11 protein-coding genes are annotated in these 12,238 nt (G+C 71.1%); 7 read left to right on the top strand and 4 right to left on the bottom strand.

Annotated elements, in window-relative coordinates:
• The first annotated feature begins 53 nt into the window (after positions 1–53).
• The 6 genes from BMZ18_RS13045 to BMZ18_RS13020 all read left to right on the top strand — a co-directional run bounded on the left by BMZ18_RS13045 (position 54) and on the right by BMZ18_RS13020 (position 5,608).
• The gene (locus tag BMZ18_RS13045; protein WP_235606301.1) at positions 54–845 is read left to right on the top strand and encodes a LytR/AlgR family response regulator transcription factor; all 792 of its coding nucleotides are present in this window, start codon (positions 54–56) and stop codon (positions 843–845) included.
• Position 846: 1 nt separating this feature from the next.
• Positions 847–1,212: a hypothetical protein gene (locus BMZ18_RS13040; RefSeq protein WP_068153369.1), complete on the top strand. Its 366-nt coding sequence runs from the start codon at positions 847–849 to the stop codon at positions 1,210–1,212.
• 4 nt (positions 1,213–1,216) lie between these two features.
• Positions 1,217–2,941 (top strand): sodium/solute symporter, encoded by a 1,725-nt coding sequence (locus tag BMZ18_RS13035; protein WP_244516529.1) that lies wholly within the window; start codon positions 1,217–1,219, stop codon positions 2,939–2,941.
• 164 nt (positions 2,942–3,105) lie between these two features.
• A complete protein-coding gene (locus BMZ18_RS13030) occupies positions 3,106–3,468 on the top strand; it encodes a DUF485 domain-containing protein (protein WP_068102802.1) in 363 nt (120 codons plus the stop codon).
• A 14-nt stretch (positions 3,469–3,482) separates the two neighbouring features.
• Positions 3,483–5,120 carry a monocarboxylic acid transporter gene (locus tag BMZ18_RS13025; protein WP_068106195.1) on the top strand — a complete coding sequence of 546 codons (1,638 nt, stop codon included), beginning with the start codon at positions 3,483–3,485 and terminating at the stop codon, positions 5,118–5,120.
• A 56-nt stretch (positions 5,121–5,176) separates the two neighbouring features.
• Positions 5,177–5,608, top strand: coding sequence for a type II toxin-antitoxin system Rv0910 family toxin (locus tag BMZ18_RS13020; protein ID WP_068365194.1), 432 nt, complete (start codon positions 5,177–5,179; stop codon positions 5,606–5,608).
• 23 nt (positions 5,609–5,631) lie between these two features.
• Here the strand turns inward: BMZ18_RS13020 and BMZ18_RS13015 are convergent, their stop codons facing one another.
• Together BMZ18_RS13015 and BMZ18_RS13010 are read right to left on the bottom strand one after the other, a co-directional pair.
• Positions 5,632–6,363 (bottom strand): CbiQ family ECF transporter T component, encoded by a 732-nt coding sequence (locus tag BMZ18_RS13015; protein ID WP_068365191.1) that lies wholly within the window; start codon positions 6,361–6,363, stop codon positions 5,632–5,634.
• Positions 6,360–8,378: an ABC transporter ATP-binding protein gene (locus BMZ18_RS13010; protein ID WP_244516528.1), complete on the bottom strand. Its 2,019-nt coding sequence runs from the start codon at positions 8,376–8,378 to the stop codon at positions 6,360–6,362. Before BMZ18_RS13010 ends, BMZ18_RS13015 begins: the two co-directional genes overlap by 4 nt.
• Before the next feature lie 54 nt (positions 8,379–8,432).
• Here BMZ18_RS13010 and BMZ18_RS13005 point away from each other — a divergent pair, with 54 nt between their 5' ends.
• Positions 8,433–9,704 (top strand): MFS transporter, encoded by a 1,272-nt coding sequence (locus BMZ18_RS13005; RefSeq protein ID WP_068365188.1) that lies wholly within the window; start codon positions 8,433–8,435, stop codon positions 9,702–9,704.
• Here BMZ18_RS13005 and BMZ18_RS13000 read toward each other — a convergent pair.
• Both BMZ18_RS13000 and BMZ18_RS12995 read right to left on the bottom strand, forming a co-directional pair.
• On the bottom strand, positions 9,684–11,057 hold the full coding sequence (locus BMZ18_RS13000) for a DEAD/DEAH box helicase (protein ID WP_082895148.1): 1,374 nt from the start codon (positions 11,055–11,057) through the stop codon (positions 9,684–9,686). The two genes, BMZ18_RS13005 and BMZ18_RS13000, sit on opposite strands and share 21 nt — an antisense overlap.
• A gap of 251 nt (positions 11,058–11,308) precedes the next feature.
• Positions 11,309–12,238: HNH endonuclease (locus tag BMZ18_RS12995; RefSeq protein ID WP_074922238.1), on the bottom strand; the 930-nt coding region annotated here is incomplete at its 5' end.

Genomic DNA, 12,238 nt, shown 5'->3' with positions numbered 1-12,238 from the left:
AACCCGCCGAGTCACTCACTCGGTACGAGAGGACATGGCACGATCGACGCATTGTGACCGACCATCACGGACTTCGCCTGCTCGCCGTCGACGACGAACGGCCCGCCCTCGACGAGTTGCTGTACCTGCTGCGTCGGCACCCGTCGGTCGAGGCCGTGCAGGGTGCGTCCGACGCGACCACCGCGCTGCGACTCCTGCGGGACGAGCCCGTCGACGCGGTGTTCCTCGACATCGACATGCCCGGTCTCGACGGTCTCGAGCTGGCCGGGGTGCTGCGGAACTTCGCGACGCCGCCGGCCGTCGTGTTCGTCACCGCGCACGACGATCGCGCAGTGGCCGCGTTCGAGATCGGCGCCGTGGACTACCTGCTCAAGCCCCTTCGCGACGCCCGGTTGGCGGAGGCGGTCGGCCGCATCGTCGAGCGTGCCGGGTCCGCGCCCGGGCCCACCTCCACAGCGCCCGCCGCCGACGCGGACGACGTCATTCCGGTGGAACTGGGCGGCGTGACCACGATGGTGCCGCGGTCGACGGTCCTGTGGGTGGAGGCGGAGGGCGACTACGCCCGGTTGCACACCACGACGGGCACACATCTGGTGCGCATCGCACTGTCCGCACTGGAGGCGCGCTGGGCCGATCACGGGTTCCTGCGCGTGCACCGCTCGTACCTGGTGTCGGTGGCTCGCATCGGCGGCACCCGAACGGTCGGCTCCGGCGTGGTGGTGTGCCTGCGCGGTCAGGGGGAGTGCCCGCCCGTCGAGCTGCCGGTCAGTCGGCGGCACACCCGGGAGTTGCGCGACCGCGTGGTGCGGGGGCCGCGTGCTGCGCTCGTCGGTCGCGGGAGCTGACGTGCCGCCGCCGCGCGAACGCGTCGTGCTCGCCACGCGCCGTGGTGCTCGCATCGTGCGCACCCGGGTGGAGGTCGAGGAGCAGACCGCCGTCGGCGAGGCGATGGTGCGCGGATTGATCCGTGCCCAGCTCGCGCTCGCCCTGCGCATGGCCGCGGTGGTGGTGCTGCTCGTCGGGCTGATTCCGTTGCTGTGGGTGGTCGCGCCGGCGGCGGGGACCGCGCGCCTGTGGGGTGTGGGGGTGCCCTGGTGGATCCTCGCCGTCGCGGCCTATCCCGTGCTGCTCGCGGTAGGGGTGGCGTTCGTGCGGGCGGCGGGACGCAACGAGCAGGAGTTCGCCGACCTGGTCGACGACCGGTGGCCCTGACGTGGTGAGCGCCGCGACCGTGGCGGCGGTGATCGCGTCCGCCGTCGCTACCGTCGCCGTCGGTGTGTACGGGGTGCGGCTCGCCCGGACGACGTCGGATTTCCTCGTCGCCTCCCGCAGTGTCGGTGCCCGCTGGAACGCGGCCGCGGTGTCGGGGGAGTACCTGTCGGCGGCGTCGTTCCTCGGCGTGGCCGGATTGATCGCGAAGTACGGCGCCGACGCGCTGTGGTACCCACTGGGTTTCACGGCGGGCTACCTCGGATTGCTGCTCTTCGTCTCGGCGCCGCTTCGCCGGTCCGGCGCCTACACGGTGCCGGATTTCGCCGAGTTCCGGTTGGAGTCACGGCGTGTGCGCACGTTGGCGATGTTGGTGGTCGCGGGCATCTGCGCGCTGTACCTGGTCCCGCAGCTCCAGGGTGCGGGTCTGACGCTGAACATCCTTCTGGGCGTGCCGAGTTGGGTGGGGGCGGCCGCCATCGGCCTGATCGTCATCGCCAACGTCGTCGGCGGCGGGATGCGGTCGGTGACGTTCGTCCAGGCGTTCCAGTACTGGCTCAAGCTCACCGCCGTCGCCGTTCCGGCGCTGGTCCTCGCCGTCCACTTCGTGGGCGACGCACGCCAGATGGGCACGCCCGCACCGCCGTCCGTCGAGGCGGCCACCACCGTCGAGATCAGTACCGACGTGGTGGTGCAGGTGGCGTCGGACCTTCCCGTCGTCGTGCGGGGCACGATCGACGACGTCGCGGTCGACGGCCCGATCACCCTCGCGGACGGCGACCACACGCTGGCCTCGGGCACCACGCTGGAGCTGCCGGCCGGATCGCCGGTGCCGGTGGTCTCCGGCGCACCGGTCGAAGGGTCCTCGTGGCTGGCTCCGGGCAACGGTTTCGGCGGGCCGTTCCCGCTCTATCAGGTCTATTCGCTGATCCTCGCGACGTTCCTCGGCACGATGGGTCTGCCGCACGTGCTGGTGCGCTTCTACACCAATCCCGACGGCCCGGCGGCGCGGCGCACGGCCCTCACCGTCGTCGGGTTGCTCTCGCTCTTCTATCTCTTCCCGACCCTGCTCGGCGTGTTCTCCCGCCTGTACGTCCCGCAGCTGCTCATCACCGGGGCGTCCGACGCGGCGGTGCTCCTGCTGCCGTCCGCGGCGGTCGGCGGGGCGGTCGGCACGGCCCTCGCCGCGCTGGTGGCGGCGGGGGCGATGGCGGCGTTCCTGTCGACGTCGTCGGGTCTGTTGGTGACCATCGCCGGCGTGCTGAGCACGGACGTGCTCCGCGGACGAGTGCGGGACTTTCGGATCGCCGCGATCGTCGCTGGTGCGGGGCCGCTCGCCCTGTCGGTGGGACTGGTGACGTTGGACCTGTCCCGCACGGTCGGGCTCGTCTTCGCGGTCGCGGCCTCGACGCTCTGTCCGCTGCTGGTGCTCGGTATCTGGTGGCGAGGCCTGACGCCCGCCGGCGCCGCGGCCGGACTGGTCGTGGGCGGGCTGCTCTCGACGGGCGCCGCCACGGCGGCCGTGCTCGGCGGAGTGCCGGACACCGTGCTGGGAGGCTGGGCGCGGGCCGTCGTCGACTACCCCGCGGCCGTCAGCGTGCCCACGGCCTTTGCGGTGATGGTGGCGGTGTCGGTGCTGACGCGGCGGACCGTGCCGGCCGGGATCGGTCGCATCATGTCCGCCATGCACGCTCCCGAGCGACTCGGTCTGGGCGAGGAGCGGCTCTCCTGACGGAGACGGGACGGAGACGGTGACGGTGACCGTTCACCGTGGCTCGCCGACCGCTCGGCGCACCGCGCTGCCCTTCGGCGTGAGACACGGGCCACGGTCTTGTTCGTGTGACCGCGGTCTCACTAGGTTCTGCGCAGTAGCTTTCCTCACCCGTAGGAGTCCCTGTGACAGCCGCCGATGCTCGACCCGGAGCGACGCCCGAGCGCCGCACCCCCACCCCGCAGGATTTCGTCGACATGCAGAACTCCCCGGAGTTCCAGCAGTTGCGGAACCGTCTGCGCGGCTTCGTCTTTCCGATGGCCGCGTTCTTCCTCGTCTGGTACCTCGCCTACGTTCTCCTCGGCGCCTACGCGCACGACTTCATGGCGACCAAGGTGTTCGGCAACATCAACGTCGGGCTCCTGCTGGGCCTCGCTCAGTTCGTCACGACGTTCGTGATCACCGGCATCTACGTCCGGTTCGCCAACCGTGAGATCGATCCCAAGGCGGCCGCCATCCGCGCCGAACTCGAAGGAACCCCCCAGTGACACTCTCCGATCGCGTGGGTCTGCTCGCGCAGGCGCCGGCCGCCGAGACCGTCGGCAGCCCCCTGGTCAACATCTCCATCTTCTCGGTCTTCGTGATCGTCACGATGGTCGTGGTCATCCGGGCCAGCAAGAAGAACTCCACTTCCGCCGAGTTCTTCACCGCCGGCGGCGGATTCTCCGGCCCGCAGAACGGCGTCGCCATCGCCGGTGACTACCTCTCGGCGGCGAGCTTCCTCGGTATTGCCGGCGCCATCGCCGTCTACGGGTACGACGGCTTCCTCTACTCCATCGGCTTCCTCGTCGCGTGGCTCGTGGCCCTGCTCCTGGTCGCCGAGATGCTCCGCAACACCGGCCGATTCACCATGGCCGACGTGCTCAGCTTCCGTCTGAAGCAAGGCCCGGTCCGCACCGCGGCCGCACTGTCGACGCTGACCGTCTCGCTGTTCTACCTGCTGGCCCAGATGGCCGGCGCGGGCGGTCTGGTCGCACTGCTGCTCGACATCTCCGACCGCACCGGTCAGTCCATCGTCATCGCCGTCGTCGGCGTACTCATGATCGTGTACGTCCTGGTCGGCGGCATGAAGGGCACCACCTGGGTGCAAATCATCAAGGCCGCGCTGCTCATCACCGGCGCCGGACTGATGACGATCCTGGTGCTGGCCAAGTTCGGCTTCAACATCTCGACCATCATCGGCAGTGCACAGGAGATGGTGTCCGGCTCCGCGAGCGAGGCCGTCGCCGCCCGCGACGTCGCTGCTCCCGGTGCGCAGTACGGCGGATCCGAGACCTCCAAGCTGAACTTCATCTCGCTCGGCCTGGCCCTGGTGCTCGGCACCGCCGGTCTGCCGCACGTGCTCATGCGCTTCTACACCGTGCCCACGGCCAAGGAAGCACGACGCAGCGTGGTCTGGGCCATTGCCCTCATCGGTGCCTTCTACCTGTTCACGCTCGTCCTCGGCTACGGCGCCGCGGCCATCGTCGGCCCGGACCGCATCCTCGCCGCGGCGGGTGGTCAGAACTCCGCCGCACCGCTGCTCGCCTTCGAGCTCGGCGGGGTGATCCTGCTCGGCATCATCTCGGCCGTCGCGTTCGCGACGATCCTCGCCGTGGTCGCCGGCCTCACCATCACCGCCTCGGCGTCGTTCGCGCACGACATCTACGCGAGCGTCATCAAGAAGGGCGAGGTGGACGACCGCAAGCAGGTCCAGGTCTCGCGCATCACCGCCGTCGTGATCGGCCTCCTCGCGATCGGCCTGGGCATCCTGGCCAACGGTCAGAACATCGCGTTCCTCGTGGCCCTGGCCTTCGCGGTGGCGGCGGCAGCGAACCTGCCGACCATCCTGTACTCGCTCTTCTGGCGACGCTTCACCACCCGCGGCGCGCTGTGGAGCATGTACGGCGGCCTGATCTCGACGATCGTGCTCATCGTCTTCTCCCCGGCCGTGTCCGGCTCGAAGACCGCGATGATCCCCGGCTCCGACTTCGCCTGGTTCCCGCTGTCGAACCCCGGCATCGTGTCCATCCCGCTCGCGTTCCTGCTCGGTGCCATCGGCACGCTGACGAGCAAGGACAACGAGAGCAAGGAAAAGGCCGCCGAGATGGAGGTGCGCTCGTTCACCGGTGTCGGTGTGGAGAAGGTCGTGGCGCACTAGCTCGAGTTCTCGCGACGCGGGCCACCGCGAGTTCCCCACCGGCTAGTGTTGCGGCCGTGGCGAAACTCGAGGTGGTCCGCGTCGTTCCGTTGTCCCCCGACGCGGCCTGGGCCGCGGCGTCCGATCTCTCCCGGTACGAGGAGTGGCTCTCCATTCACGACGGCTGGCGCAGCGACATTCCCGACGAGTTGGGTGAGGGCACGCAGATCTCGTCCGTGGTCTCGGTGAAGGGTCTGCGCAACCGGGTGGCGTGGACCGTCCAGGAGTACGCGCCCCCTCGCGAACTGGCGCTGAAGGGGTCCGGCAAGGGCGGGGTCAAGGTCTCGCTCACGCTGACCGTCGCGGAGAAGAGCGCGGGTACGGAACTGGCCATGCGCATCGACCTCGGCGGCGCACCGCTGTTCGGCCCCGTCGGATCGGGTGTGGCACGCGCGCTGAAGGGCGACATCGACTCGTCGCTCGACACGTTCGAGCGCCTGTTCGCCTGACCCGCCGTCGGGAGGGTCCGGCTCTAGGACGACACCGCTCCCGCGACGCAGACCGCGATCACGATCGCCGTGGCCGCGGCGTCGCGAAGACCGGGCCGTGCGCGGGTCGCGGTGATCGATCCCGTGCCGCCGCGCACCGCGATGGCCTCGCCCATGTCCGCCGACCGCCGGATCGCCACCGAGACGATCGCCGCCATGATGTCGACGAGGAACGTGTCCTGGGCCTTGCCGTTGCGCGTTCCCTTCCGGGGACGCAGGCGTCGGGCGGCCACCAGAACCTGGACGTCGTCGAGCAGCATCGGCAGGGCTCGCAGCAGCAGGGCCGTCGAGACGGCCCAATCGTCCACCGGCGCACCGAGTTTACGGAGCGGTGCGAGCAGGGTCGCGAACGCGGGAGCGACGTCGGCCATCGCCGTCGTCCAGGCCATCGTGATCGTCGCCCACAGCAGGACCACCGCGAACAGGATGCCGCGGGCGTAGAGCCACACCGCCTCGGGGGAGACGACGGCGTTCACCGCCGCGCCGAACGCGACCAGTCCCCACAGCCACCACGGCGGAATCGGTACCGCGCGCAACGGAACCCGTGCCACCACCGCGGCGACCAGCAGCAGTCCGGCGATCGCGCCCACCATCGGCCACGTCGGCCACACCAGGAGCGACACCGAGATCACGGCGACGGCCACCAGTTTGGTGCCCGCCCAGAGTCGGTGCATCGGAGTCGAGAGCGGAAGCTCCCGCAGCAGCGTGCCTTTCATCGACGCGCCTCCTGACCCGCGGATCGCAGCACGCCCTGGTCCAGGACCACCGTGCGGGAGCGCACGGTGTCCAGCATCTCCAGATCGTGCGAGATGATCACCAGAGTCAGGCCGCGGTACCGCAGATGGGCCAGCAGCGACGTGATCTCGCGGCGGCCGGGTGGATCCAGTCCGGCCAGCGGCTCGTCGAGAACCAGCACGTCGGGCTTGCCCACCAACAGGCCGGCGAGTGCGACGCGCCGCATCTGACCGCCGCTGAGTTCGTCGACGCGTCGGCCCGCGATCTCCCGCGGCAGTCCCACCGTGTCGAGCACCGCCGAGACGTCGGTCCCGCTGGTGCCGGCGCCGCCCGCCGCCTCGATGTCCTCGGCGACCGTGCGACGCTGCAGCTGCAATCGCGCGTGCTGGAAGGACAGCGCCACCGTCCCCACCGCCTTCGACGTGGCCTTGCCGTTCACCTCGCACGTGCCCTCGGTGGGCGTGGTCAGGCCGGCCAGGATCCACGCCAACGTCGACTTGCCGGATCCGTTGCCGCCCACGACGACCAGGCCCTCGCCCCGTCGCACGGTGAGGTCGACACCCGCCAGCGCGCGGCGCTCCCACGGGGTTCCGCGGTTGTAGACGTGCCCGACGCCGCGCAGGACCAGCACGTCGGGGCCGAGAACCGGAACGGCGCCGTAGGGGGGTGCGGTGCCGGACATCCAGGTCGGATCGTGCACGACGCGGCGGCCGCGATGCAGTCGCACCACCTCGTCGGCCAATGCGGCCTCGCCGGCGCGATGGGTGATCAGGACGACGGCGAGGTGTCGACGCCGCGGCAGCTCGGCCAGGAGCGCGACCAACTCGCGTTGGCCGGCGGGATCGATCATGGCGGTGGCCTCGTCGGCCACGAGGAGTTTCGGCTCACGGGCCAGGGCCGCGGCGACGGCGAGTCGCTGGAGTTCGCCGCCCGACAGCCCGGAGGTGTCGCGATCGCCGTAGCCGGCCAGACCGACCTCGGCGAGGAGGGCGTCGACACGCTCGCGCGACGGCGCGGACGCCGGCGGGAGTCCCCACACGACGTCGTCCGCCACGCGTGTGCCGAGGATCTGCGATTCGGGATGCTGCAGGATCATCGCCGTCCCGCCGACGGCGCCCAGCCCGGTGGATCCCGGCCGATCGGCGCGGCCGCCGGTGGGCGCGGCCCCGACGAGGATGCGCGCCAGGGTCGACTTGCCGGAACCGTTGGCGCCCACCACCGCGTAGAAGCGGCCCGGCACCACGGTGAGATCGAGCGGACCGAGCGCGTCGACGTCGTGGCCGGGATAGCGGTAGGTCGCTCCCGTCAGGCGCAGCGGCACGGGATCGGGCGTGGACTCCGCGGTGGCGGCGTCGGGCAGGACGCCGCGGGATTCCAACTCGCCGAGTCGGGTCAGGGTGGCGCGCAGGACCCACCACGCGACGGCGCCGCTGACGGCGGTGGAGAAGACCGCGGAGGTGAAGACGAAGGCCCACCAGTAGCCGATGCCGACCGCGACCGCGTCGCCGACGATCTGCGACACCCGGTCGGCGGACAGCACCCGGCCGAGAACGTCGGCCGTGCCCCGGATGCTGTTCTCGAGGACGCCGAGGAAGAGGTCGCGCAGTCCGGACAGCAGGAGGAGCATGAGGACGGAGAGCCCGCCGACCACCGTGCCGGTGACCGTGGACCACAGCAGCACGGTGCCGAATCCTCGACGGCGACGCACGGCGCTGCCCACCACACCGCCGAGGACGGCGGTGACCGTCATGGTGAGCGCGGAGGAGAACCCGCCGGCGACGAACGCCACCAGCGCCCCGCCGGTTCCCGCGACGGCGAGCGCACGCAGGCGATGGCGTTGGGCGACGACGGCGAGCGGCACGATGGCCACGATCTGCAGGGCACCCGCCACCGGAATCACGGCGCCGATGACGGTGAACGCGACGGCGAGGGCCGTCATGACCGAGCCGGTGGCCGTTTCTTCCGGATGTAGTCTCCTGTCAGCCCGAACCGTCACTCCGTCGAGTGTGCCACCGAGTGTCCGAATCGCCGGAGCTGGAAGGAGCGGTGTGTGACCGTCGTCGCCCGCCGAGGCACCGACCGACGCCTCCATCCCGCGTGGATCGTCGCCGCCGTCGCGTTCCTCGCCCTGGTCGGTGCGGCCGGCTTCCGCGCGGCGCCGTCCGTGCTCATGGTGCCGATCACGGACGAGTTCGGGTGGTCGCGGTCGGTCCTGTCCGCGGCGGTCGGTATCAACCTGCTGTTGTTCGGGCTCACGGCGCCCTTCGCGGCCGCCCTCATGGAGCGCTTCGGCATCCGCCGGGTCACGACGATCGCCCTGACGGTCGTCGCCGCGGGCAGCGCGCTGAGCGTGCTGGTCACCTCGCCGTGGCAGATTCTGCTGACCTGGGGGCTGCTCATCGGGCTGGGCACCGGCTCCATGGCTCTGGTGTTCGCGGCGATGGTCACCGACCGATGGTTCGTCGCCCGGCGCGGGTTGGTCTCCGGCATCCTCACCGCGGGCAGCGCGACCGGCCAGCTGATCTTCCTGCCCGTCGTCGCCTGGCTCGCCGAGGGAGCGGGGTGGCGTACCGCCTCGCTCGTGGTGGCCGGCGGTGCGCTCGCCGTCGTTCCTCTCGTCGCGCGGTTCCTGCGCGACCGTCCGTCGGACGTCGGGGTGCTGCCGTACGGGGCGACGGAGGAGCCGCCCGCGCGGGCCGTCGTCGGCAACCCGGCCCGACGCGCGGTACGGGCGTTGCTCGACGCCGCACGGGTGCGGACGTTCTGGGCGTTGGTCGTCGGGTTCGCGATCTGCGGGGCCACCACCAACGGGTTGGTCGGCGTGCACTTCGTGCCGTCCGCGCACGATCACGGCATGCCGCAGACCACCGCGGCGACGTTGCTCGCGGTGGTCGGCATCTTCGACATCGCGGGGACCATTGCGTCGGGATGGCTCACCGATCGGGTGGATCCGCGGCTGCTCCTCGGCGCGTACTACGCGTTCCGCGGGGTGGCGCTGCTGTTCCTGCCCACCCTGCTGTCGGACGCGCTGCACCCGTCGATCGTGGTCTTCGTCGTGGTCTACGGGCTCGACTGGGTGGCCACGGTGCCGCCCACCATCGCGTTGTGTCGCGAGGTGTTCGGCGACCGCGGGCCCCTGGTGTTCGGGTGGGTCTTCGCCGCGCACCAGATCGGCGCGGGCGCCGCGTCCGTCGCTGCGGGCGCGATCCGCGACACCACCGGTGAGTACACCGCCGCCTGGTTCGGCGCCGCAGGGCTCTGCGCCGTGGCGGCGGTGCTCAGCGTCGGAATCGCGCGGCGATCAGCCCCGGTAACCGGCTGATTCGCTGCGCGCCGACGTCGGACGTCCGCCGCGGCGACCGGAGTTGCCGGCATGCCCGCCGCGGGAGGAGCGCGACCGCGGCTGCTGTCCCGTGCGCGGCTGACCGGACCGCTGGCCGCCGCCGGTACGCGGACCGCGAGCCTTGGGCGCGGGGGCCGGCTCCTTGGGGGCCGGTGCCACGTACGCGGCCAGGGGGCCGACGAGCTCCGCCACGGCGGGGGTGTCGACGGTCACGCGCTGCGGTGCGGCGTCGATCTTCGCCTTGCGCAGCAGCACCGCCACGTCACGACGCTGCTCCGGGAGCACGACGGTGACCACGTCACCGGCGCTGCCGGCGCGGGCCGTACGACCGCTGCGATGCAGGTACGCCTTGTGCTCGGCGGGCGGATCCACGTGGACCACCAACTCGACGTTGTCGACGTGCACGCCGCGGGCGGCCACGTCGGTGGCGACGAGGACGCGGGCGTCGCCGACCGAGAAGGCGGCGAGGTTCCGGTCGCGGGCGGCCTGCGAGAGGTTGCCGTGCAGATCGACCGACGGAATGCCGGCCTCGGTGAGTTGCCGCGCGAGCTTGCGTGCCTGGTGCTTGGTACGCATGAACAGGATGCGGCGGCCCTCACCGGACGCGAGGCGCTGGACCAGGACCTTCTTCGCATCGGCGCCGCCGACCTCGAAGATGTGGTGCGTCATCGCCGCGACGGGGGAGTTCTCCTCGTCCACCGAGTGCTGGACCGGGTTGGACAGGAACTGCTTGACCAGCTTGTCGACGCCGTTGTCGAGCGTCGCGGAGAAGAGCAGACGCTGCCCCTGCGACGGGGTGGCCTTGAGGATGCGCGTCACGCCGGGCAGGAAGCCGAGATCGGCCATGTGGTCCGCCTCGTCGAGCACGGTGATCTCGACCTCGTCGAGGAACACGTGGCGCTGCTTCATCAGATCCTCGAGGCGGCCCGGGCAGGCGACGACGATGTCCACGCCGCGATCGAGGGCCGTCACCTGACGGTTCTGCGACACCCCACCGAAGATGGTGGTGACGCGAAGATTCGACGCGAGCACCAGCGGCTCGAGCGTGGCCGCGATCTGGGTGGCGAGCTCTCGGGTGGGGGCGAGGATCAGGCCCCGCGGACGGTTGGGGGTGCGCGACCGCGACGCGGTCTCGGACAGCCGCGCGACCATGGGGATGGAGAACGCGAGAGTCTTTCCGCTGCCGGTCTTTCCGCGTCCGAGGACGTCGCGACCACGCAGGGTGTCGGGCAGGGTGTCGGCCTGGATGGGGAACGGCGCGGTGATACCCGCGGCCGTGAGGGCGCGGACGAGGCGGTCGTTCACGCCGAGGTCGGCAAAAGTGACAGTCATGAAGAGTTCGAGTGCCTTTCGGGCATCGGAGCGCCCCGCTGACGGGGCACAGAATGGCGAGACTGCCGGTGGGCAGTATCGATCGCCGTAAGAAAAGTTCGTGCTGATTCCACGACGTACGCCGCGAACGAGAGCGCGGCAGCGAGACCCAGTGTAGCCCGTCGGTGGATGTGACCGACGTCTCGCCGAACGGCATCCCGCCGTCGCGCGCAGTATCCGGCGGAATCGGGCAGGACGTTTTCCTTCGTCATTCAGCCCGCCCGTTTCCAGGGCGTCGGAAGCGCGGGAGGAACGGATCGATAGGTATGGCCCGTCGGGGTGCGGAACTCGACGGTGTGCACGTCGGTCCCGTCGGGGTTCTCGGTTCTGGTGGTGGTCCAGCCGTCGCCCTGTTTGGCGTGGTTGCACGCGGCGCACAACCCGAGGCCGTTGTCGGCGGTGGTGGGGCCGCCGTCCTCGTGCGGTCGGATGTGGTCGTGGTGGCGGATGGGGGCGTCGCACCAGGGGGTGCGGCAGGTGCGGTCCCGCAGGTCGATCAGCCGGGCCAGGCCGGTGGGGAAGCAGCGAGCCACCGATTCGACCGCAGTGAGTTGTCCGGTGTCCGGTGTGGCGTAGAGCTTGCGGAGCGTGACCGTCGCGTCGGAGTCGACGGCGCCCGCAATCCATTCCCGCGCTGCGGCGGCGGGGATCGGCCCGTACCCGGGCACCTCGGCGGGAGTGTCGCTCCCGCCGAGCAGGGTCTCGTCGGAGAGGACGACCTGCACCGCCACGGGCGGGCTCGTCACAGGGGCGAGGCCGATGGTCCGCTCGACCAGCAGGTCCGCCATGACCTGATCGCGGGTGCGGCCGTCGGCGTCGCCGGTGGCGACAATGGTGTCCGCATCCCGGCGCAGGGTGGCCCAGAGGCACACGGCGCGGTCCATCGGCAGCAGGGCGCCGAGGTGGCCCATGAACTCCGGGGCGGGGCGGACGGTGACGCGGCGATTCTTGGGGGCGCGGGCCTTGCGGCGGACCACGGCGGCGGCGTCGAGTTCGGCGGCCAGCCGTGCGGCCATCGCCGCGACGGTGCTGTCGCCCTGGCCGGTGAGGGTGGCGGGGTCGGCGCAGAGGCGGGTGTCGACGAGCCGTCGGTCCTCGGCGGTGAGGCAGGCGGTTTCGCGGACCAGCAGGGTGGCCCGCCA

This window comes from Rhodococcoides kroppenstedtii (assembly GCF_900111805.1).
In the GTDB taxonomy this organism is placed as follows: Bacteria; Actinomycetota; Actinomycetes; order Mycobacteriales; family Mycobacteriaceae; genus Rhodococcoides; species Rhodococcoides kroppenstedtii.
This window is presented reverse-complemented; position numbering and strand designations above follow the sequence as displayed.

Coding starts and splice junctions, on each gene's coding strand:
- BMZ18_RS13015 (WP_068365191.1), bottom strand. CDS start 6,363: ATGAAAGGCACGCTGCTGCGGGAGCTTCCGCTCTCGACTCCGATGCAC.
- BMZ18_RS13000 (WP_082895148.1), bottom strand. CDS start 11,057: ATGACTGTCACTTTTGCCGACCTCGGCGTGAACGACCGCCTCGTCCGC.